Origin of the sequence: Streptomyces herbicida (genome assembly GCF_032656585.1) — a bacterium.
Lineage (GTDB): Bacteria > Actinomycetota > Actinomycetes > Streptomycetales > Streptomycetaceae > Streptomyces > Streptomyces herbicida.
Genome location: NZ_JAUYWJ010000006.1, coordinates 46,757 through 68,138 on the forward strand (window position 1 = coordinate 46,757; position 21,382 = coordinate 68,138).

Genomic DNA, 21,382 nt, shown 5'->3' on the forward strand with positions numbered 1-21,382 from the left:
TCCTTGTGGATCCGGTTGTGGGTCAGGCGAGGCAGGTGAGGGGACGGCCGCCGTTGTACGTGACCATGTCGGCAATGGCCGTGGCGACGTCGATGCGTCGGCCGAGGGGGCCGTCCTCCAACTCGGCGTACGCCCGGTGGAGGTTGCCGACGATACGCTCGCGGTCGAGCAGGCCGGCGTACGGGCCCAGGTCCACTTCGCGGGCGGTCTCCAGCGGTGTGAGCCCGGCCTCACGGCCGGCGCGGGCGGTGGTCTGCACGAACCGCAGGTAGCCGAGCACGTCGTCGATGAGGTCGGGACCGGCGACACCGCCGTGCCCGGGAACGATGGTCGTCGCTCCGAGGGGCTTGATCACTTCCTCCAGGACCTGGATGGCACCGGCCACGGATCCCTGTAGGAGGAACGGCGTGCCGCCATTGAAGAGCAGGTCGCCGCTGAAGAGCAGCTTCCGCTCCGGCAGCCAGACGATCGAGTCGTTCGTCGTGTGGGCGGCCGCACCGACGTGGCGTACGTCCGCGCGCAGCTCGTCGGACCAGACCGTCACCGAGTCGGTGTAGGTGAGGAACGGGGGCTCGGGGACGATGTCACCCCAGTCGACCTCGGTCCAGAACGGAGCGATTGCCTTCGGGTCGCCCCACTCGAGTACGTTCGCCCGGGTGGCCTCGTGTCCGACGATCGTGGCCCCACCGAACAGATGGTTGCCAAAAGTGTGGTCGCCGTGGTGGTGAGTGTTGATCAGAGTCCGTACCGGCTGCGGGGTGATGGAGGAAATGGCGTCCAGATAGGCGCGGGTACGACGTACCGTCGAGCAGGAATCCACGCTGATCACCCCACGTTCGCCCACGATGAAGCCGGTGTTGTTGATCCACCAGCTGCCGTCGGGCTGTATGTAGGCGAACACGCCCTCGCTGACCTCCTCGACCCGCGGCGGGGGAAGCTCGGTGACGTCATGGTGGACAGTGCTCATGGTGGGCTCCTGCCGTAGTGGGTGGGCGGTGTGCTCGGAGCGACGAGGAGGTCGACGACATCCTCCCGGTCGCGAGCGACATCGCCGAGATCATCGCATCGGCGATCGACCCGTCGGTACCCCACCGGTCGGCCATCCCCACGAGACCGCGCCGGCATACGGCATCGCCAACAGGCCGGGAGGGGCCCTTGCCACGCCGGACGGCTGTACGCCTGGCGTGGCAAGGATGTCCTTCCCGGCCTGTCGACGGGTCGTCAACTCGGTCGTCGACGGGCGTCAACCTCGGAACGCCGCGAAGATCTTCGCGAACTCGTACGGCGACTGGGGGATGTTGGTGCACCGGTACAGGGCACCCGTGCAGGCGTTGCGGTCGCGCGTCGCCTCCCAGAAGGCGAGCTCGCCGAGATGCTTGCCCTGGGCGAAGGCGACCAGCCGGCGGGCGTCGGCCTGGTCGTAGACATGGCCGTCGTCGTTCTGGCCGAGCATCGGCGTCACCCCGACCATCGCCCACACCTGGGCGTCCGTCTTGCCCGGGTAGAGCGACTTCAACTGGGTGAAGGTGCTCTGCGCGGCTTGGAGCGCGGCATCGCCGTAGTCCACGCTGCGGTAGTAGTCCATGGCCATGATGTTGACGACGTCGAGGTCGACCCCGGCGTCGCGGGCGGACGCGACCACGTTCAGCCCGTCGGCGGTGAGGCCCTCGGGGAGCACCGGGAGGGTGAGCGAGATCCTCAGTCCCGGATGGGCCTGCTGCAGACGGGCCAGGGCCTGGGACCGGCGGGTGACGGAGGCCGGGTCAGCGGTGGCCGCGCCCTCGATGTCGAAGTCCACGTACGTCAGGCCGTAGGCGTTCACGACGGCGTTGTACTCGGCGTAGAGCGAGTCCACCGAGCCACAGGCCTGGGCCAGTTCGATACCGGACGCGCCGCCGAAGGAGACCTTGACATCCCCTCCGCCGGCCCGGATCGCGTCGATCTGGTCCCTGGCCCAGCCGTCGCGCGGGTCATAGGCGTTGAACCACATCGCCTTGCAGCCCGAGGCGGTGATGAATGCCATGGTGTAGCTCGTGACACCGCTCGCGGAGGCCATCTCGGGCATGCTCGGGGTGGGCCACGCGCCCATGTCGACATAGGGCGCGGTGTGCACGGCACCGCCCGGCTGGGTACCGCCGGACGTGGTGGTGCCGCTGACCGCCGAGCTGTAGGCGGAGACATTGCCCGCCGCGTCCTTGGCCCGGACGCGGAAGGAGTAGCTCGTGCCGGCCGTCAGTCCGGTGGCGGTGTACGAGGTTCCCGTGACCGTGACGGGCGTGCCGCCGTCGCGCGAGACCTCGTAGCCCGCGACCGATCCGGAGTCGTCGGTGGCGGCGCTCCACCGCACGGTGAGCGACGAACCGGTCGCCGCGCCGACGGTCACTCCCGTCGGTACGCTGGGCGGCGTGGTGTCGCTGCCGCCCGAACCGCCGGTGCAGGACGCGCCGTTGAGCCGGCAGTTGGCGGGTGTGCCGGTGCCGGTGGACACCCAGCCGAACGTGGTGGCGGCGCCGGGCGCCAACGTGCCGTTGTACTCACGGTTCTTGAAGGTGTAGTGGTTGCCGCTCTGGGTGAGCAGAGCGTCCCAGTACGAGCCGACCGTGGTGCCGGAGGGCAGATCGAACTCGACGGTCCAGCCGGACAGTGCGGTGGTGCCGCCGTTGGTGAGGGTGTACGCGCCCTGATAACCGCTGTCCCAGGAGGAGGACTTGGAGAATGTGGCCGTAGCCGAGCCCGCGGCGTCGGCGGGTGAGGCCAGAACCAGAAGGAGCGCCCCGACGAACAGGGCGATGAGTGCTGACGGTCTTCGCATTGCTGCCTCCACTGGGGGGTTGGGCGCCGGAGCGGCGCGCGAGGCTGCGCAGGATTGGTCCATACCAAGGCTCTGTCATGTACGTACAGAGCGGCGGACCGTCCGTCAAGCACAAAGGCCCTGCCGTTCAGCGACGGCAGGGCCGGGAGGCGCGGTCAGGCACAGGTGTTGGCGTGCCTGACGTCGAGGACGAAGCGCTCGGGTGAGTGGAGCTTGAGCGTGGTGTAGGCGGGCTTGGTGCGGAAAGCGGTTCCGAAGGTGACCGCACCTTCGAAGTCGCCGGTGAGGGCGAGGCCCTTGAGCGCGGGCAAGGTGATCTTCACCAGCTGGGGTCCTCGGTACACGGACTGGCCTGCCTCGTTGTGCGCGGCGGCCGGGGAAAGCTTGATCTCCAGGAAGTACCTCCCGGCGAGCGGGACCTTCTTCCCGGAGGCGTCGTAGCGGAGTTCCTTGACCGGTTTGACGGTGACCGGGGGCATGGTGCCCCGGACGTCGATGACGAGCCGGTCGTATGTGCAGTGCCCGCCCCATCGGGCGTTGACCACCAGCGCGGTCGCGGGAGCCTGCCGGGACTGCGGGGCAGCGGAGGCGGGAACCGTGGCGCCGAGGGCGGCGGTGAGGAGAATTCCGGCAGCGATGGCCGTACGGCGTGGACGGTGGTGCATGACGCCCCCGATCCTTCTTGCAAGGGGACAGTGATTTCACCAGGGGAGACATCCGAGCGGGCCATACGGTTGCACAGCCCGCGAACGGCGTCTCATCCGACCGTGCGCCGGTGATGGGTGAGTGGATCGGTCCTGGATCAGTCCTTGAGGTGCCTGAGGGTGAACTCGGGTCGGGCATAGGGTCCGGCCTGGGGCGCGGCCGGGTCGGCAGGAAGCTCCGCTCCGGGAATGTCCGCAGCGTGGAGTTCGGCGTCGTCGACCGGGGTGTATGCCAGTACGGCCGGATCGGGGAGCTCCCAGAAGCGGCGGGTGTTGGCGGAGACGGCGTACACCGTGGTGAAGCGGGTGGACGGCGGGGCGGTCAGCGCGGCACGTAGGTAGCCGACGGCGTCGCGCGGGCTCAGCCAGGTCGCGAGGTGCCGGGCTTCGCTGGGCCTGTGCTCGAAGCTGCCGATACGCAGGCAGATCACGGACAGTCCGAACTTGTCGGCGTACAGCTGCCCGAGGGCCTCGACGGCCACCTTGCTCACGCCGTAGAGACCGTCGGGGCGCACCGGCTCCTGCGGACCGGTGTGATGGCCCACGGGGTAGAAGCCGGTCACACGGTTGCTGCCGGCCAGCACCACCCGCCCGATCCCCGCGCGCCGCGCCGCCTCCAGGACGTGATGGGTGCCGAGCACGTTGGCTTCGACCAGGTCGGCAAGCGGCGCCTCGTCCGGAACACCGCCCAGGTGGAGCACGCGGTCGGCCCCGGCGAGCGCCGACTCCACGGCATCCGCATCCCTGAGGTCGACGGTGTGGACGTCCTCGTTCTCGGCCTGAGGCCGCAAGGGCACCCGGTCGACCAGGATCAAACGCGCTGCCTCGCCCCGCAACGCCTCGCGCACCACGGAACCGATGTTCCCCGCCGCGCCCGTGACCGCCACCGTTCCCAGACCCACTGTGCCTCCCCAGGTTGCGACAACCCTCGCATCTTCGCGGCGGCCGAACCACTTATTACTGACCTGCCGGCCGGGGCCGGAGCCATCCCCGCACGCCGATGGCGGAGCTGGATGAGATCAGTCGGGTGTGAGCCCAGCCGAGCGGACGAGACCGTCGCAATCGCGGGCTCCGGTGGCACGAGCACTTCAGTGCAAAAGATCACCGGCCCGGACAACACGCTGACCGCGACCGTAGGGGTGATGGTGCGCCGTGGGGCCGTGCCGCTCCCGCAGACTGACCTGGCCGATCATGACCGTTCGGCATACGACGGCCCCTGAGGAGCGCCCGTGGCATACGTTCCGACCGAGCTGAAATACACCAAGGAGCACGAGTGGGTGCTCCCCACCGGTGATGGGCTGGTGCGGATCGGCATCACCGAATACGCGCAGAAGCAGCTCGGCGACATCGTCTTCGTCGAGCTGCCTGCCGAGAACTGTGCGATCACCGCGGGAGAGCCGTTCGGCACCATCGAGTCGGTCAAGTCGGTGTCGGAGGTCTACGCACCGGTCTCCGGCCAGGTGACCGCGCTGAACGAAGAGCTCAACGACAGCCCGGAGAACGTCAATCTCGACCCGTACGGCGACGGCTGGCTCATCGAGCTCAAGATCACCGACAAGAGCGAGCTCAGCGGCCTCCTCAGCAGCAAGGGGTACGAGGACTACATCCGCGAGGGCGACGATTAGCCTCAGGTGGGCGCGACCGACTCGGCGGCCGCGCCCACCGCGGGCAGAACCAAGGCGAGCACGAGGGGTTCCACATGCCGGTGGCGGACGCCGTCCCGGATCACGGCCGTCCGGCCCGACGGCCACATCGGCGCCGCCGACCGGACCGCCCACCGAGCGACTCCGTCCTCCACCACGCCCTTGCCGCTAACCCCGCACAGAAGAGCCCTGGTGGCTGCGGGCCCTCACCTCAGGTTGGAAGTGGCGTGGATGGAGCCGAGCAGGCTCAGGGCGTGGGCGCCGGGGCTGCCGGGTTCGGCCTGATAGACGACGAGTTGCTGGCCCGGAGCGTCGCGTACGTCGAAGGCCTGGTAGGTCAGCGTCAGGGGGCCGACGTCCGGGTGGAGGAAGTGCTTGGCGTCCTGGGTCTTGCCACGCACGGCGTGGGTGTTCCACAGACGGGTGAACTCCGCGCTGTGCTGGGTGAGGACGCGGACGAGTTCCCGCAGGCGCGGGCTGTCCGGATCGAGACCGGCAGCCTGGCGCAGATGGCCCACGACGGCTTCGGCCGTCCAGCTCCACCGGGCGTGGAACTGCCGTCCCGCCGGGTCGAGGAAGGCCATACGGGCCAGATTGTCCGCCCGCTCGAAGGGTGAGTGCAGTGCCTCGGCCAGGGCATTGGCGGCAAGGATGTCCAGGGTCCGGTTGATGACGAACGCCGGGGCGCCAAGGCAGCCGTCCATCAGCTGGCGCAGTGCGGGACTGACCAGGTCCGTGATGTGGGTGAACCGGCCGCTCGGCGTTGTCCCGGCCAACTGGTGCAGGTGGGCATGGGCATCGGGGTCCAGCCGCAGGGCGCGGCCGAGCGCATCGAGCACCTGGGCCGAGGGATGGCCTTCGCGCCCCTGTTCCAGGCGGGCGTAGTAATCCGCGTTCACCCCGGCCAGGACGGCGACCTCTTCCCGGCGCAGCCCGGTGACTCTGCGCGCGCCGTGGCTCACCATGCCGACGTCCCGCGGCCGTAGGCCCGCCCTGCGCGCGCGGAGGAAGTCGCCCAGGTGGTTGTCGCTCATGTCCTCAGGCTAGGGGGGGGGCGGCGTGCTGCCTGGGTGTGCTGCACCCGGGCAGCACACGTCCTGGTGGGCGGTCTTCGGCCTGTTCAGACTCGGTGACGCAGGACAGATCCACACAGTCGAACGAAGGGAGTCGGTCATGACAGGGGACATGGAGGCGAGGCGTGCCCCGGACGCACCCAAGGTCGTGGCGGTCACCGGAGCCAGCAGCGGGATCGGCGAGGCGACCGCCCGCCGTCTTGCCGCCGACGGCCACATGGTGCTTCTCGGCGCGCGGCGCACCGATCGTCTTGATGCGCTGACGAGGGAAATCACCGCAGCAGGGGGCACTGCGGCCTTCCAGCGACTGGATGTCACGGATGCCGACGATGTCCAGGCCTTCGTGTCCGCCGCCCGCGAGCAGCACGGCCGAGTGGACGTGGTGGTCAACAACGCCGGAGTGATGCCGCTTTCACCGCTGGAGTCGCTGAAGACCGAGGAATGGAACCGCATGATCGACGTGAATGTGCGGGGAGTCCTGCACGGGATCGCCGCCGCGCTGCCCGTGATGCGGGCCCAGGGCGGCGGGCACTTCGTGAACATCGCTTCCGTGGGTGCGTACGAGGTCTCGCCCACCGCTGCGGTCTACTGCGCCACCAAGTTCGCCGTACGCGCGATCTCCGAAGGCCTGCGCCAGGAGTCCTCCGGAGACATCCGGGTCACCCTGGTCTCCCCGGGTGTGACCGAGTCCGAACTCGCCGACGGCATCTCGGATCCGGTTGCCAGGGAGGCCATGAAGTCCTACCGCGCCGTGGCACTGCCCGCGTCCGCCGTCGCGGAGGCCATTGCCCATGCCGTGTCCCAGCCTTCGGGGGTCGACGTCAACGAGATCGTCGTCCGCCCCGCCGCAAGCGCCCAATGACCCCAACCAGGACATGACTGCGGCCCCGGCGAGAGGTTCGCCGGGGCCGCGGTGGTGCGCCGGGTTCAGCAGGTGATGGTGCCCTTGCGCAGCGCGTGGCCGCTGTCGTTGCTGTCATCGGCCCAGTACACGGGCTTGGAGCCGCCGACGCACTCATCCGCTCCGGCCACCGAGAAACCCTCGTTGTTGAGGTTGGCCATGCCGGTGGGGCGGTTGTAGATCGCCGTGGTGGCGAAGACGCCGGACGTATTGACCTGCATGGTCCGGTGCTGGCCGCTGCAGGTGTCGTCGCAGACGACCCACAGGCGCGAAGCCTGCGGCTCCCACTGGAGTTCCATGACGCCGGCCAGGCCGCTGCTGATGGACGCGACGCGGGTGAAGGCGCCCGAGTCCTGGAGGACGTAACCGTAGATCATGCCGGTGCCTTCGACGCCGACGAAGAACACCCCGCCCGTGTGCGCGCCGTACAGGCTCGGGTTGTAGGCCGAGCCGGTCGACTCGTCCTTGAACCCGGCGCCCGTCAGGGTGGCGTCGGGAATCCAAGTGATGCCCTCGAAGCCGAGGTTGGACCCGACGGACGGGAGGTCGGAGGTCAGGTTCCATTCCTTCGCGGCGGTCAGTGTGGTGCCGGTCCCGCTGACGTCGTACTTGAGGACGGAGAGTCGGCTGGTGCCGGACGAGTCGCCGTTGCGCTCGCTCGCGACGAACGCGCCCCCGGCGGAACCGGCGCCGGTGAGCGTGACGCCCTCGCTGTCAGGGGTGCCGGAGCCGTTCGTGAACCGGAGCGCCTTGCCGGACGTCCATCCGTTGGCAGTGTCCGGCGTCCAGCCACCGGAGCCGTTCGGGACCAGTCGCCACAGCTTGCCGCTGTTCTGCGCTCCCCACATCACGCCCCCTTCCTGGTAGAGGCCGCTGAGATCCGTACCGAAGACATTGGAGGCGTCGGCGGTCGTGATGGAACTGCTGCCCGGCCACGCCACCGGTGTGATCCCCCCGCCGGAGCCGCAGTCGTTGGGGCCACCGAGGGTCAGCGCGGCCTTGCCGAAACTGCCCGTGCCATCGGGGCAACGCGACCACGAGGGGTCGGAGTGGCTGCTCCAGCCGAAGCTGTCGACCAGAGTCGTGCCGTCCGGCAGGTAGAGGCGCGCCGCGTCACTGGAGCCGAGACCGAACGAGCCATGAACATCGAAGGCCCGGAACGCGCCGGCGGCCAGCGTGGTGCCGGAAGCGATCTTGTACTTCGAGCTGTTGTTGTTGTCCCTGAGAACCCATCCCGAGACGTCGACGGTGGTGGTGCCCTTGTTGTAGAGCTCTACCGAGTCGTTGACGTTACCGGTCGTCACCACCTCGTTGATCCGGATGTCGTCGGCCGGGGCCGCGTGGGCCGGGGACGCGGTCAGGGCGCCGACGACCAGCGTCGGGCCGACAACTGCAGTGAGGAGAAGACGGAGGCTACGGCGCCACCGGGGAACGCGTGATTCGATCACGGAGTCCGTCCTGGGATCGTTCTGACAGGCCGCCAGGACCCTTCCGATGCGGACCGAACGGGCTCCCTACGATGAATGAGTGTCGTGTGAACGATGAACGAATCGGAGGCGGAGCGCACGCCGAGGGCATGGACGGCCGACCGATGTCAGAGCCGTCCGTTTTACTGGGGCACATGAGTGACTGGGCGGGTGAGGACGCGGACGCGGCGTTCGTCGAGCGGCGGCAGCGGTGGCAGGAGCGGTATGACGGCGCGTGCGTCTTCGCGCCTGTTCCGATGTGGTGGCCATGGCCGTTGGAGCGGGTCACCGTCGATGACGGTGACCCGGACACCGGGCTCGTCGTGGTCGACCTGGAACCCTTCCTCTGGCCCGGCGAGACCTGCGCGGACGCCGGGCGTCCCCACGCGAAACTCGTCCGCCGGCGACACGGCGAGCCGCCGTACGCCTACGGATGGCCGGGGCTGGCCCGGATGACAACGGAGGACATCGCGGCCCTGGACGAGCAGGGGGAGGAACCGGAGCTCACGCCGGTGTTCGTGCACGACTGGCAGGACGGCCGCTGGCAGTGGACGGTGTTCATCTGCGGCGTACGGGAGTTGACGGACACCGAACTGTCCCGGATCCGGCAGAAGCTCGACCCCGACTACCAACTCCCGCAAGACGTCTCCTCGTTCCGTCCCTGGGCCTAGGTTCCTGCCGCCGCCGACCGGTGCGGCCTCATGCGCCGGTGTGCTGCCACGGGAAGGGCGCGCGGTCGGGCTCGACCCAGCTGGTCCTGGCCAGGGCGCCGGCCAGTGTCGAGGGCTGGTAGAAGCGCGTGAGCAGCTTCTTGTCGAGCAGCGCGGGGTGCTGGTCGGTGAAGGTGTCGAAGTCGGTCGTGTCCGGCTGGTTCGCGTGGTGGCCCACCAACTCGACCCAGGCGCGGCTGACGGTGGCGTTGTATTTCTGCGGTGCGCCCGCGTAGCGGGCGGTGCGCTGGATGCCGTCGCTGACCAGGTCCACCGCCGCTTCGGTGCCGTAGCGGCGGACGGCCAGCCACGTCAGGTGGACGTGCTGGCGGTGCCCGAACCGCTCGGCGGTGGCCATCACCTCGGCCATGAGCTCCGTGAACGGCGAAGGCTCTTCGCTCACGTCGTAGCCGTTCGTGGTCACATCCCCTCCTTGACCAAGGCGTCCAGAACGGCGTGGAAACCGGCGATCGCATCGGCAGACAGCCCGTCCAGCGCGCGGCTCTCGATGTCAGCCAGCGTCTGCTCGATCAGGGCTGCCGCGGCGCGTCCGGACTCGGTGAGTTCGATCAGCACCGAGCGGCGGTCGCCGGCCCGTGTGCCGCGGGTGATGTGACCGCGTCGTTCCAGCCGGTCCAGCACGCTGGTCAGCGTTGTGGGCCGGATGCCGACGGCGGCGCCCAGCTGGGACACGGTGCGGCCTCGGCCGTCGGCGAGGTTGGCCAGTGCGTTGATCTCGGAGGCGGTCAGGTCGAGGTCGACGAGTTCGGTGGTGATCAGCTGCAAGGTGGCGTGGGTTGCGCGCTGCAACGTCAGCAGCACTGATCGTCCAGGTGGCACGGATTCGGACTTCATGGTTTCGGATATTACGAAATCGCACTAACGGTTCGCAAGCCGGTTGACGTCGCATCCGCGGCTCACGGTGCTTCCAGGAGGTCGCCTGCCCAGGGCAATGGTCGGGTCGGGTCGTCGTACATCAGCATGAATCCCCGGACCGGTAGGTGTCAGGACGGCCTGCCGCCGTGCGAGCACGCAGATCGAACAGGGCTTGGGGCAGGGCGCGCGCGACCGAGTCCTCACGGTCCAGCACTTCCGGGATGGGCGGACCGGTGTGCAAGGTGCGTCGGCGCGCGAGACGCTCCTCCGCGATCTCGGAGGTTCACAGCGTCAGTTCGACCACCAGCGGCCGGTGGTCCGAGATCTCCGCCCGAGGGGTGCGCGCCCCACCGACGGGGTCCACTCCGGCTCCCCTCGCCAGGACGTGGTCGAACTGCACGAGGGGGTCATGGGAGGGATAGGTCGATGTCCGGACCAGGTCGCGCCAGCCGCGCGACGCGGGCGCGTCCAAACGTGACCCCGTACGGCATCGCTCCAGCAGTTCGGCCGCATTGAGCACCGCCCCGGGAATCGCGCCGATCAGGTTGAAGTCGCCCAGCAGCACATGCGGTCGAGGCAGGTCGGCCATCCATCGGCGCACTGTGAGCAGTTGGGTGATGTTCCAGCCCGGGACGAACGAGAGATGCACGGCGACTGCCGTGAACGGGCCCCGCGGCCCTTCCAACACGGCGGCCAGTGCCACGCGGGGCTGATCCCGCACCAGTGTGAGACCGGGCTGTCCGGCCACCCGCAGCGGGACGGCGACGGGCGCCGGGCGGAGCCTGCGGGCCCGCCACTCGCGTACCGGAAGTCGGGACAGCAGCGCGACGCCCTGCGAGGGGACGCGCTGCCCGGCACTCTCACGTTGGTGTTCGGGACCGTACATCCGTAGCCCGGGCTCGGCCGGGTCGAGGACCCAGCCCCCGCCCGCAATGGATCGTCCGTGCAGCGCCGACGCGTAACGCCAGTCCCGGGCCGCCATGGCCGCGGCTGCTGCCGCCGCCTGGTCGATGCGCCCGGACCGCTCCTGGAGACGGTCCACCTCCTGCAATGCGAGAACGTCGGCGTCGAGCGAGGCGACGGCTTCGGCGAGGGGAGCCCCGGCCGCCTCGGCGTGTGCGGAGAGTGGGCGACCGTCCTGCCGGAGCCTTCGGCCGTGCAGCACGTTGAACGTCGCACACCTCACCACCCGGGCGGTGTCTCCAGTCATGTACGGGTCCCGCTCGCCGGGTCGTCGGTGCCGGAGCGGCACTCGGCCGTGCGGTCGACGGCGATGGCACGGAGGCGGTTACGGGCGGGGGTCTCGCGCAGAGCATCGAGGTGGGCGAGGGCCCGGCGGATGTGCTCCTGCGCCAGCTCGGCCGCGGTGTGGAGGGCACCGGTCGCGGCGACCAGTTCCCGCATGCGGTTCCCGGTCCGCTCGTCCGGTGGAGTGGTGAAGGCACGGGCCAGCTGTTCGCGCTGCGCCGGGCCGGCGTGGTCACGGGCGAGGAGAACGGGGAGGGTGGGCCGCTGGTTGCGCAGGTCACTGTCGGACGGCTTGCCCGACAGGCCGCCGGTGTACGGCAGGAGGTCGTCACGGATCTGGAAGGCGATGCCGAGCGCCTCGCCGTACCCGGCCAGCGCCGCGGCCTCGCACTCACCGGCGCCCGCGAGGGCGGCGCCGATCCGGCAGGCCGCTGAGAACAGTGCCGCCGTCTTCAGCCGCGCCATCTCCAGATACGCCTCGACCGGGATGCCGAGATCCCCGGTCTGTGCGAGCTCCCGGGCCGCGCCCTCGCACGCCTCGCGCCCGGCACGGGCCTGCACCCGCATCGCGGTGACGATGCGGGAGGCCGGTACGCCACGGTCGGCGCATTCGGCGAGGGCGTCGAACCAGGCGAAGAACAGCGAGTTCCCGGCCACCACCGCGGTCCCAGGACCGAACCGCGCGTGGACGGCGGCCCTGCCCCGGCGTACGGCGTCGCGGTCGATGAGGTCGTCGTGGACGAGGCTCCCCGCATGGGCGCACTCCAGCCCTGCCGCCGCGGGCACCACCTGTTCCAGCACCCCGCCGACGGCCAGGGCGCTGTGCACGAGCAGCAGGGGCCGCAGCAGCTTGCCCGGCGGGTCGAGTGCGGCTGCGCATGCTTCCGTCAACACCGGGACTCCGGCTCCGCATGGGCGCACGCAGCGGGTGATCTCGCCCCGGAGTACCGCCTCCGGCCCGGACCGTGCAGGTGGGGGCGGGGCAGGCGGTGCGTCAGCCACGGGCTTCTCCTTAGCACGGGACAGAGCCATCGGCTATATGTGATCTTCGTAGCGGTCCGGACGGTGGCTGCCCCTGGTGACCCCGCGTCAACTCACTCGTACGAGGGTGGAAGTCATACAGTTGCCCACCTTCACATCGCTTGGTGTTTCCTCAGCTCGGCGAGCCATGCCTGTACCTGTTCGTCACTCGCTTTGGGCATGGGCTGTGCGCTCCGGGTGGGCCACGGAATTCGCTTTCGCCACCTTCGCCGCGACCTTGGTCGTGCGTCCGCTGGGCGGACTCGTGTTCGGACCCTTCGGTGACCGGATGGGGCGGCAGAAGGTGCTCGGTCCTCTTCCTGATCGCCGGACCGCTCGGCGCGATCGGCCTCTCCGTGCGGCTCAAGCTGGTGGAGTCCCTGATCCTCCCCACCTTGCCGGCCGGTCACAGGCCCAGGGAGATCGCCAGCCGGGTGAGTTCGGCGGTGCTGTTGATGTTCAGCTTGGCGCGGATGCGGCGCAGGTAGGCGTCGACCGTGTGCTTGGACAGTCCCATGTGACGAGCCGTTTGCAGGTAGGTGTGACCCGCGGCGATGTGTTGCAGGGTCTCTCGCTCACGCGGGGCCAGCGCGGGCACGGTGTCTTCGTCGTGCTGCGTAGTAGCGGTGAGGCTCATGGGGGTTTCCTCTGACAGATCGGCTCGGTCATCGCTGCTCACGTCGACGGAAGCAAGACACATGCCCGAAAACTGCAATTTGTCCGTTTCCAAATACTTTGATCGGCCGACGTCATCACGGTGTCCGCCATCTGTCACAGGCGTGTCACAGGGCCCCCGGGGGCTGTGGCCGGGAGTCTGTGCCGACGCCCGAGGCCCCACAACGGCGGACTGGTGCTCCGTGGCCGTCAGGATCATGCTGGTTAGAGGGCCTCGGCCGGGCAGGTTCGGCGAAGGATGAGCGGCGATGGAGCGACTTCCCACCCCTCCCAGGAAGCAGGCGCAGGCTCACGCACACGCTGTGCCTCCACGGGCCTATTCCGCTACGGCCACCGTCGATGAGCAGGGCATCGTGACGGGATGGAGCGACGGGGCCAGGCTGCTGCTGGGTTACCAGCCCGCGGAGGTCGTGGGGCACGAGGCTGCACGTCTGCTCGCCGACGTTCCGGGCGAGACCGTCGGCCGGGTGTGGCGGGATGCCGCCGAACGCCGGCGGTGGGGCGGCGCCGTCGTACTGCGCCACCGGGACGGGTACCAGGTGGAGCGGCACGTCCTGGCGCACCGTCGCCCCGCACAGGGGGGCATGCGCGCGGAATGGCTGATCGTGTCCGCAGTGACGAGCCTGTCGCATCCCGACACCGGCACAGCACTGGCGGAGTGGGCCTTCAAGCGCTCTCCCTGCCTCCTCGCGGTCTTCGATCAGGATCTGCGACTGGTGCGGGCCAGCGCAGGACTGGAGCGCGCGCTCTCGCTGACCGAGGACACGATGCGCGGGCTGCGCCTGCCCGACATCGTGCCGCACGCGGCCAGTCACGACGCCGAGACGAGCATGCGACGCATCCTCGAGGGCGGTGAGCCGCAGGACGTCCCCTTCTGCCCGGACCCCGTCGACCCGCAGCGCACCTGGCAGGCCGGCCTCGTGCCGCTGGGCGACTCCGCCGGCCAGGTACGAGCCGTGAGCCTGACGGCACACTCCCATCCGCCCGAGCAGCTCATCCGGCAGCGGATGCGGCTGCTGAGCGACGCGGGACGAGGCATCGGCACCAGCCCCGACACGCATCGCACCGCGCAGGAGCTCGCCGACGTCGCAGTCCCCCGACTCGCCGACACCTGCACCGTCGACCTGCTCGACACCCCCCGGCGCGGCGAGCCGCCCCCCTCCTGGTCAGCCGTAGGCCTCACCCTCAGCCGCGTCGCCGTACAGGCGGTAGCCGACCAGGACTCCTCGCCCCGGCGCACAGACCGGCCGCGGCGCTGCGCGGCCGAGTCGCCGCTCGCCCAGTGCCTGGCCAACGGCCGGGCCAGGGTGTACTCGGGCAGCGAGGATGTCGTCATCCACTGGGCTCAGGAGGACCCCCAGGCCAAGTGGATCCGCGACAGCCGGACACACTCGCTGATGGTGGTGCCGATCCGGGCCGGCGACACCTCATTCGGCGTGGCCCTGTTCGGGCGGCATCAGCGTCCGGACCCCTTCGACGCGGACGATCTGTGGCTGGCCGAGCAGCTGGCCGCGAAAGCCGCCACGAGCATCCACAGCACCAGCCGCCCGGAGCGGCAGCACACCTCCACCATGGCACTGCAGCGCAGCCTGCTTCCGCAGACGCTGCCCGAGCAAGGAGCCATGGACATCGCCACCCGCTACCTGCCCTCCGTCAGCCAGGCCGGGGTGGGCGGTGACTGGTTCGATGTGATCCCGCTGTCCGGCACCCGGGTCGCCCTCGTCGTGGGCGACGTCGTCGGCCATGGGATCCGCGCCTCCGCCACGATGGGCCGGGTCCGCACCGCGGTCCGCACGCTGGCCGATGTCGACCTGCCGCCCGACGAGCTCCTCAGCCACATCGACGACCTCGTCATCCACCTGTCCGCCGAGGAGGCAGGCACCGACAACGCCTCCGAAACCGCCGGTGGTGTCGGTACCACCTGCCTGTACGCCGTCTACGACCCCGTCTCCCGCCACTGCACCCTCGCCCGGGCCGGCCACCCCCCGCCCGCCGTGGTCACCCCCGGCGGCGCCGTCCGCTTCCTCGACGTCCCCCCAGGGCCCCCGCTGGGCCTGGGCGGGCTGCCCTTCGAAGCCATCGAGACCGAACTGCCAGAGGGCAGCCTGATCGCCCTCTATACGAACGGCCTGCTCGAACCCCGCGACCATGACATCGACGACTCGCTGGACACGATGTTCGCCGCCCTCGCCCGCCCCGCCCAGAGTCTCGACGCGGTGTGCGACAGGGTCCTCACCTCGATGCTCACCCACCGCCCCGACGACGACATCGCCCTGCTGATCGCCCGCACCAAGGCCCTGGATGCCGACCGAGTCGCCACCTGGGACCTGCCCTTCGACCCTGTCATGGTCGCCCACGCGCGCCAGCTCGCCACCGACCAGCTCGCCGCCTGGCACCTGGACGAGGCCGCGTTCATCACCGAACTCGTGGTCAGCGAGCTGGTCACCAACGCGATCCGCTACGGCCGACCCCCCATCCGGCTCCGCCTCATCCACGACATCCACACCCTGACCTGCGAAGTGTTCGACTCCAGCAACACCGCGCCGCACATGCGGCGGGCCCGCACCTTCGACGAGGGAGGACGCGGCCTCCTCCTGGTCGGGCAGCTCTCGCAACGCTGGGGCGCCCGCCCCACGTCGGCAGGCAAGACGGTCTGGGCCGAGCAGTTCCTCAGCGAGGTTTGAAACACGTCAGCGAGGCTTGAAACACGTCGAGATCTCCCGCGCGAGTCACGGCTCAAGAACCGGGCGACGCATCGAAGAAAAGACCGGTTGTGCCCAGGCCGGCGGACCGGGAATCGGATCGGAACGCCGCACGGCCGGGACCGTCCGGTGACCGGCGCGAGTCGGTGCGGGCGACTCCGTACGGGAACCGCCACCAGCAGCCCGCAGTGCGCCCGCGAACTCCAGGCAGGACCCGTAACGGTCCTCGGGAACCTTGGCGAGCGCCTTCGCGACCACACCATCCAGCTCCGGCGGCAACTCCGACCGCATCTCGCTCAGGGAAGGCGGGGTGTCGTACTGATGGGCCCAGAGCAGCGCAATGTCGTCTTCCTGACGGAAAGGAGGTCTGCCCGCGAGTATCTCGTAGACGACGCAGGCAAGGCTGTAAAGATCACATCGGCCATCCACCGGGCGACCCGAAATCTGCTCCGGTGCCACGTAGTCCAGCGTTCCGACGAATTCCCCCACCGTGGTGAATCCCGACAGTGACAAGGATTTCTTCGTCAATCCGAAATCTGTCAGATAAACATGCTCGGGATGCTCACTGTCCGTGCCCTGTGCCACCAGGACATTGCCCGGTTTGACATCCCGGTGCACCAGATCATGCTCATGAGCGGCATCAAGCGCCGATGCGACCTGACCGGCGATACGGAGTGCGGCGTCGACGCTCAGTACGCCCTCCTGGTCGAGCAAGGCCCGCAGATCGCACCCCGATACATAACGCATGGCGATGTACAGCACGCCGTCCTTCTCGCCGGCCTCGAAAATCGGCACAATATGAGGGTGGTCGATGGCGGCAGCCACTCGCGACTCGTGCATGAAACGCTTGCGGAATGTGTCATTGCGGGCCATTTCCGGGGTGAGCAGCTTCAATGCCACCGTCCGGTCCAGGCGCAGATCCCTGGCGCAGTACACCACCGCCATTCCCCCATGTCCGATCTCGCGCAGCACCTCGTAGCCGGCAATCTGCGTCCCCACCAAATCGAACGTCTCGCGCATTACCCTTCACCCCGTCCCGACGGACGGTCATCCGGAACAGGCCTGCGCATGCAGCCCATTCATGCCAAAACCCTATGTCCGGCAGCATGGGCACGCAGGACGAGGGGGTCATGTTCCGAGAGCTCGGGACTTGACGCAGGCACAGGATCGGCTCTCCTCGTCCTCGTCCTTTTCCTCGAGGTGCAATCCCAAACGGCTCCGCCGACGTACTGAAAGTAGGGCCGCAACCGCAGCCCTGTGCGGCTGCGGCGATCCCTCGCGTGACGCTGAGAGTCATGCGAGACGATGGAAGGAAGGGGCATCCGTCATGCGAGCACACCGCGCGAGGCGTCTCGTCGCGGCGTCCGCGGTCAGCATTCTGATGGCCGGCGGCGCTTCGATCGGCGCAGCAGGCACGGCCGCAGCGGCAGCCCCCGCCGTGCACACCCAGGTGACCACCAACATGTGCTTCGACCGCAGCGACTTCCGCTGCTTCGACCGCGGCGGGTTCCGCTTCGACCACAGCCGGTTCTGCTTCAACCACCCCGGATTCTGTTTCGGCAACCACTTCGGCAACCGCTTCGGTGACCGCTTCGACCACCGCTTCTTCGACAACGGATCCTTCGTGATCATCGTGTTCTAGTGGCGGTCGCCGCGGACACGAGGGGGCGCGCCCATCGCGGGCACGCCCCCTTCGCATGCGCCATTCGTGCAGGTATACGCACCGTTCGTGCAGGACTCCGCGCGCATAGGAGCGCACACTCGGTGGTCAACCAGGCCGTATCTCGACCGACACGGGAGGCGGAGCTCCATGCGGACGTTCGTCTACACATCCCATCCTTCGCGGGTGGTCTTCGGCGCCGGTACAGCCGACCGGCTGCCCGACGAGGTGAGGCGGCTCGGCGCATCCCGGGTGCTGCTGCTGTCCAGCCCGCCGCTCGCACAGGCCTCCGCAAGGGTCCGCGAGGCGCTCGCCGGCCTGGTGGCGGCCGAATTCGGCGGGGCCGTGATGCACACGCCGGTGGACGTGACCGAACGGGCGCTCACCGTGCTGCGGGAGGCGGGCGCCGACTGCCTCGTGGCCGTCGGCGGTGGTTCGACGACCGGCCTGTCGAAGGCGTTGGCACTGCGCACGGGCCTGCCGCAGCTGATCGTGCCGACCACCTATGCGGGCTCCGAGGTGACCCCCGTCCTCGGGGAGACGCGGGACGGGCGCAAGATGACGCAGTCCTCGCCGGCGATCCTGCCCGAGACGGTCGTCTACGACGTCGACTTCACCCTCTCCCTGCCGCCGGCGATGTCGCTGACCAGCGGTGTGAACGCCCTCGCGCACGCCGTGGAGGCGCTGTACTCCGCCGACGCCAACCCCGTCACCGACGGGCTGGCCCTCGATGCCGTCTCCCGTATCGCGCGGGCACTGCCCCGCCTCGCCGCCGACCCCGCCGACCGGCAGACACGGGCCGACCTGCTGCACGCGGCCTGGCTCGCGGGTACCTGCCTGGCCACGGTCGGCATGGGACTGCACCACAAGCTGTGCCACACCCTCGGCGGCAGCTTCGACCTGCCGCACGCCGAGACGCACACCGTCGTCCTGCCGCACGCCATGGCCTACAACGCGCCCGCCGTGCCCGACGTGATGCGCCGCATCGCCGATGCCCTGGGCGTGGCCGACGCGCCGGGCGGCGTGTACGACCTGATCGCCTCCCTCGGCGGGCCCACCTCGCTGCGCGACCTCGGCATGCCCGAGTCCGGCCTGGCCCGCGCGGCCGAACTGGCCACCGCCACGCCCTACCCGAATCCGCGCGAGCTGACCACCGAAGGCATCACGGAGCTGCTGACCGGCGCCTGGCACGGACGCCGCCCCGAGGGTCCCCCCTCCACTCAGGTCAAGCTGGCCCGCCTCACCGAACAGGTCGTGGCCAGCTTCGCCGAGGCGCCCGGTCCCCGCGTACGCACCCTGCTGAGCGACCTCGTCCGGCACCTGCACACGTTCGTCGCCACCAACGATGTCACCGACGACGAATGGCAGTACGCCATCGACTTCCTCACTCGTGCCGGGGAGATCAGCGGGCCGACCCGCCAGGAGTTCGTGCTGCTCTCGGACACCCTCGGTGTCTCCAGCGCCGTGGACCTGCTCGCCAACTCCCGTACGCCCACCACCACTCCGTCCGCGGTGCTCGGCCCGTTCTATGTGGCCGGTCCGCCCGAGGCAGCGCACGGCAGCGACATCTCCGGAGGGCTGCCCGGCACCCCCCTCTGGGTGGACGTACAGGTCACGGACACCGACGGCATGCCGGTCAAGGGCGCGGTCGTGGACGTCTGGCAGTCCAACAAGGACGGCTTCTATGACGTCCAACTCCCCGATCTGGAGGGGCCGGTACTGCGGGCCCGGCTGCGGACCGACGACCAGGGCCGCATCATGTTCTGGTCGATCCTGCCCTCGCCGTACCCGATCCCCAACGACGGGCCGGTCGGGCAGATGCTGACCGCTGTCGGCCGCCATCCCTACCGGGCTCCCCACCTCCATTTCATGGTCGACGCGCCGGGCCATCGCAGGCTCGTCACGCAGCTGTTCGTGGCGGGCGGTGCCCACCTGGACAGCGACACCGTCTTCGGCGTCAAGGACGAGCTCGTCGTCGACTTCACGCCGCAGTCCGGCCCCACCCCCGACGGCCACCGGGTCGAGGGGGAGTGGCGCCGCCTCGACTACACCTTCCGCATCGCCCCCCTGGCCGACTGACTGACCGAGGAGCGCCCGCTCATGACACCCACCGACACGCACGACACGTACGACACGTACGACACCGACGTCCTGGTCGTCGGCAGCGGCCCCGCCGGCGGCTCGGCCGCCCTGCTGCTGGCCACCTATGGCATTCGCACCCTGCTGGTGACGAAGTACGGCTGGCTCGCCAACACCCCGCGGGCGCACATCACCAATCAGCGCACGATGGAGGTCCTGCGCGACCTCGGCGTGGAGTCCGAGGCCCTGGCCGTCGGCAGTCCCTCCCACCTCATGGGGGACACGGTTTTGTGCACCGCGCTCAGCGGGCAGGAGATCGGCCGTATCCGCAGCTGGGGGACGGGCCCCGAGTCGGCCAGCGAGTACGCCTCGAAGAGCCCTTCCCAGATGATCGACCTGCCGCAGACCTACCTGGAGCCGATCCTGGTGAGCAACGCGGCGGCCCGCGGCGCCAAGGTCCGCCTCGACACCGAGTTCCTGAGTTTCACCCAGGACGAGGACGGCGTCACGGCCCTGCTGCGCGACCGCGTCCGTGGCGACGAGTTCACCGTGCGGGCCCGCTACCTGATCGGCGCGGACGGCGGACGCAGCGCGGTCGCCGAGCAGCTCGGCCTGCCCTTCGACGGGCGCATGGCCAAGGCCGGGAGCATGAACATCGTCTTCAAGGCCGACCTGGCCCGGTACTGCGCCCACCGGCCGAGCGTCCTGTACTGGGTACTGCAGCCCGGCGCGGAGACCGGCGGCATCGGCATGGGCCTGGTGCGCATGGTCCGTCCGTGGAACGAGTGGCTGCTGGTGTGGGGTTACGACATCGAACAGCCACCCCCGGAGGTGGACGAGGAGACGGCGCGGCAGATCGTGCGCGACCTGATCGGTGACCCCGACCTGCCCGTGGAGATCACCTCGACCTCGCTGTGGACGGTCAACCACAGCTATGCCACGGCGTATTCGTCCGGCAGGGTGTTCTGTGCGGGAGACGCCGTGCACCGTCATCCGCCGTCCAACGGGCTCGGCTCCAACACCTCCATACAGGACTCCTACAACCTCGCCTGGAAGCTCGCCATGGTGATCCGCGGCGAGGCCGGACCCGAGCTGCTGGAGACCTACAGCGCCGAACGCGCCCCCGTCGGGCGGCAGATCGTCGAGCGGGCCAACCTCAGCCGTGACCAGTTCGGCCCGATCTTCGACGTCCTGGGCGTCGGAGCCGGCAGTGGCGAGGAGGCAATCGCCGAGGGGCTCGCGGCGATCCGGGCCCGGACGCCCGAGGGCGCCAAGAAGAGGCGTCTGCTCGAAGAGTCGATCCAGCTGAAGAACTACGAGTTCAACGCGCACGGGGTCGAGATGAACCAGCGTTATGTCTCCGCCGCCGTTCTGCCCGATGACGCTGCCGACGAAGTCTGGGAGCAGGACCGGGAGTTGATGCACCGGCCGACGACCCGACCCGGCGCCAAGCTCCCGCACGCCTGGCTCGTCGACGCGCAGGGCGAGCGGGTGTCCACGCTGGACGTCGTGGGAACCGGCGTGTTCACGGTCCTGACCGGCCTGTCGGGCGGCGTGTGGGACGCGGCCGCGAGCGCATGCCGGGCAACGCTCGGTGTACCGCTGCGGGTGGTGTGTGTGGGCGACGCGAACTCCCGTGACGCGTACGGAGAATGGAGCCGGGTCTCCGAGGTCGCCGAGGACGGGGTGCTGCTGGTGCGCCCGGACGGCCATGTCGCGTGGCGGCGTGCCACCGCCCCCGACACCGCGGCGGCGGCACAGGACGAACTGCTCGGCGCGCTCCGCCGGGTGCTCGCGCGCTAGGAGAGACCGG

Annotated in this window: 20 protein-coding genes; 7 read left to right on the top strand and 13 right to left on the bottom strand. The window is 69.5% G+C overall.

The annotated features are described in order from the left end of the window. Positions 1 to 22 precede the first annotated feature (22 nt). The 4 genes from Q8A52_RS14660 to Q8A52_RS14675 form a co-directional block, all read right to left on the bottom strand. On the bottom strand, positions 23 to 967 hold the full coding sequence (locus Q8A52_RS14660) for an MBL fold metallo-hydrolase (protein WP_316751961.1): 945 nt from the start codon (positions 965 to 967) through the stop codon (positions 23 to 25). Between the two features lie 276 nt (positions 968 to 1,243). Beyond that, positions 1,244 to 2,812: a cellulose binding domain-containing protein gene (locus tag Q8A52_RS14665; RefSeq protein ID WP_316751963.1), complete on the bottom strand. Its 1,569-nt coding sequence runs from the start codon at positions 2,810 to 2,812 to the stop codon at positions 1,244 to 1,246. Positions 2,813 to 2,967: 155 nt separating this feature from the next. Then, positions 2,968 to 3,477 (bottom strand): AMIN-like domain-containing (lipo)protein, encoded by a 510-nt coding sequence (locus Q8A52_RS14670; protein ID WP_316751965.1) that lies wholly within the window; start codon positions 3,475 to 3,477, stop codon positions 2,968 to 2,970. A 137-nt stretch (positions 3,478 to 3,614) separates the two neighbouring features. Continuing rightward, positions 3,615 to 4,418 (bottom strand): NAD-dependent epimerase/dehydratase family protein, encoded by an 804-nt coding sequence (locus Q8A52_RS14675; RefSeq protein ID WP_316751967.1) that lies wholly within the window; start codon positions 4,416 to 4,418, stop codon positions 3,615 to 3,617. A 327-nt stretch (positions 4,419 to 4,745) separates the two neighbouring features. Between Q8A52_RS14675 and gcvH the strand changes: the two genes are divergently transcribed. Further along, positions 4,746 to 5,141, top strand: coding sequence for a glycine cleavage system protein GcvH (gene gcvH / locus Q8A52_RS14680; RefSeq protein ID WP_316751969.1), 396 nt, complete (start codon positions 4,746 to 4,748; stop codon positions 5,139 to 5,141). Between the two features lie 2 nt (positions 5,142 to 5,143). Here gcvH and Q8A52_RS14685 read toward each other — a convergent pair whose 3' ends face one another. Continuing rightward, positions 5,144 to 5,317, bottom strand: a complete 174-nt coding sequence (locus Q8A52_RS14685) for a hypothetical protein (RefSeq protein WP_316751972.1) — start codon at positions 5,315 to 5,317, stop codon at positions 5,144 to 5,146. A 48-nt stretch (positions 5,318 to 5,365) separates the two neighbouring features. Further along, positions 5,366 to 6,193, bottom strand: coding sequence for a helix-turn-helix transcriptional regulator (locus tag Q8A52_RS14690; protein ID WP_316751974.1), 828 nt, complete (start codon positions 6,191 to 6,193; stop codon positions 5,366 to 5,368). A 139-nt stretch (positions 6,194 to 6,332) separates the two neighbouring features. On the opposite strand from Q8A52_RS14690, the gene Q8A52_RS14695 reads away from it, so the two are divergent. Next, the gene (locus Q8A52_RS14695) at positions 6,333 to 7,094 is read left to right on the top strand and encodes an SDR family oxidoreductase (RefSeq protein ID WP_316751977.1); all 762 of its coding nucleotides are present in this window, start codon (positions 6,333 to 6,335) and stop codon (positions 7,092 to 7,094) included. 65 nt (positions 7,095 to 7,159) lie between these two features. Here the strand turns inward: Q8A52_RS14695 and Q8A52_RS14700 are convergent, their stop codons facing one another. Next, a complete protein-coding gene (locus tag Q8A52_RS14700; protein ID WP_408649199.1) occupies positions 7,160 to 8,581 on the bottom strand; it encodes a lamin tail domain-containing protein in 1,422 nt (473 codons plus the stop codon). 173 nt (positions 8,582 to 8,754) lie between these two features. Here Q8A52_RS14700 and Q8A52_RS14705 point away from each other — a divergent pair, with 173 nt between their 5' ends. Then, the gene (locus Q8A52_RS14705; protein WP_316751979.1) at positions 8,755 to 9,270 is read left to right on the top strand and encodes a hypothetical protein; all 516 of its coding nucleotides are present in this window, start codon (positions 8,755 to 8,757) and stop codon (positions 9,268 to 9,270) included. A 28-nt stretch (positions 9,271 to 9,298) separates the two neighbouring features. Here the strand turns inward: Q8A52_RS14705 and Q8A52_RS14710 are convergent, their stop codons facing one another. From Q8A52_RS14710 to Q8A52_RS14730, 5 genes are all read right to left on the bottom strand, one after another. After that, entirely contained in the window at positions 9,299 to 9,733 is a 435-nt protein-coding gene (locus Q8A52_RS14710) for a hypothetical protein (RefSeq protein WP_316751982.1), read from the bottom strand. Next, complete coding sequence (locus Q8A52_RS14715; protein WP_316751984.1) at positions 9,730 to 10,164, bottom strand: MarR family winged helix-turn-helix transcriptional regulator; 435 nt, start codon at positions 10,162 to 10,164, stop codon at positions 9,730 to 9,732. Before Q8A52_RS14715 ends, Q8A52_RS14710 begins: the two co-directional genes overlap by 4 nt. A 304-nt stretch (positions 10,165 to 10,468) precedes the next feature. Then, a complete protein-coding gene (locus tag Q8A52_RS14720; protein WP_316751986.1) occupies positions 10,469 to 11,395 on the bottom strand; it encodes an endonuclease/exonuclease/phosphatase family protein in 927 nt (308 codons plus the stop codon). Beyond that, a complete protein-coding gene (locus Q8A52_RS14725) occupies positions 11,392 to 12,327 on the bottom strand; it encodes a polyprenyl synthetase family protein (RefSeq protein WP_316751988.1) in 936 nt (311 codons plus the stop codon). Before Q8A52_RS14725 ends, Q8A52_RS14720 begins: the two co-directional genes overlap by 4 nt. A gap of 532 nt (positions 12,328 to 12,859) precedes the next feature. Beyond that, a complete protein-coding gene (locus Q8A52_RS14730; protein WP_263215444.1) occupies positions 12,860 to 13,090 on the bottom strand; it encodes a response regulator transcription factor in 231 nt (76 codons plus the stop codon). A 391-nt stretch (positions 13,091 to 13,481) separates the two neighbouring features. Between Q8A52_RS14730 and Q8A52_RS14735 the strand changes: the two genes are divergently transcribed. Then, the gene (locus Q8A52_RS14735) at positions 13,482 to 15,812 is read left to right on the top strand and encodes a SpoIIE family protein phosphatase (RefSeq protein WP_316751996.1); all 2,331 of its coding nucleotides are present in this window, start codon (positions 13,482 to 13,484) and stop codon (positions 15,810 to 15,812) included. A 45-nt stretch (positions 15,813 to 15,857) separates the two neighbouring features. Here Q8A52_RS14735 and Q8A52_RS14740 read toward each other — a convergent pair whose 3' ends face one another. After that, the gene (locus Q8A52_RS14740) at positions 15,858 to 16,850 is read right to left on the bottom strand and encodes a serine/threonine-protein kinase (protein ID WP_316751999.1); all 993 of its coding nucleotides are present in this window, start codon (positions 16,848 to 16,850) and stop codon (positions 15,858 to 15,860) included. Positions 16,851 to 17,157: 307 nt separating this feature from the next. Here Q8A52_RS14740 and Q8A52_RS14745 point away from each other — a divergent pair, with 307 nt between their 5' ends. From Q8A52_RS14745 to Q8A52_RS14755, 3 genes are all read left to right on the top strand, one after another. Beyond that, positions 17,158 to 17,472 carry a hypothetical protein gene (locus Q8A52_RS14745; protein ID WP_316752002.1) on the top strand — a complete coding sequence of 105 codons (315 nt, stop codon included), beginning with the start codon at positions 17,158 to 17,160 and terminating at the stop codon, positions 17,470 to 17,472. A 168-nt stretch (positions 17,473 to 17,640) separates the two neighbouring features. Continuing rightward, positions 17,641 to 19,569, top strand: a complete 1,929-nt coding sequence (locus Q8A52_RS14750; RefSeq protein WP_316752003.1) for a maleylacetate reductase and hydroxyquinol 1,2-dioxygenase domain-containing protein — start codon at positions 17,641 to 17,643, stop codon at positions 19,567 to 19,569. Positions 19,570 to 19,590: 21 nt separating this feature from the next. Further along, positions 19,591 to 21,372: an FAD-dependent oxidoreductase gene (locus tag Q8A52_RS14755; protein WP_316752005.1), complete on the top strand. Its 1,782-nt coding sequence runs from the start codon at positions 19,591 to 19,593 to the stop codon at positions 21,370 to 21,372. Positions 21,373 to 21,382 lie beyond the last annotated feature (10 nt).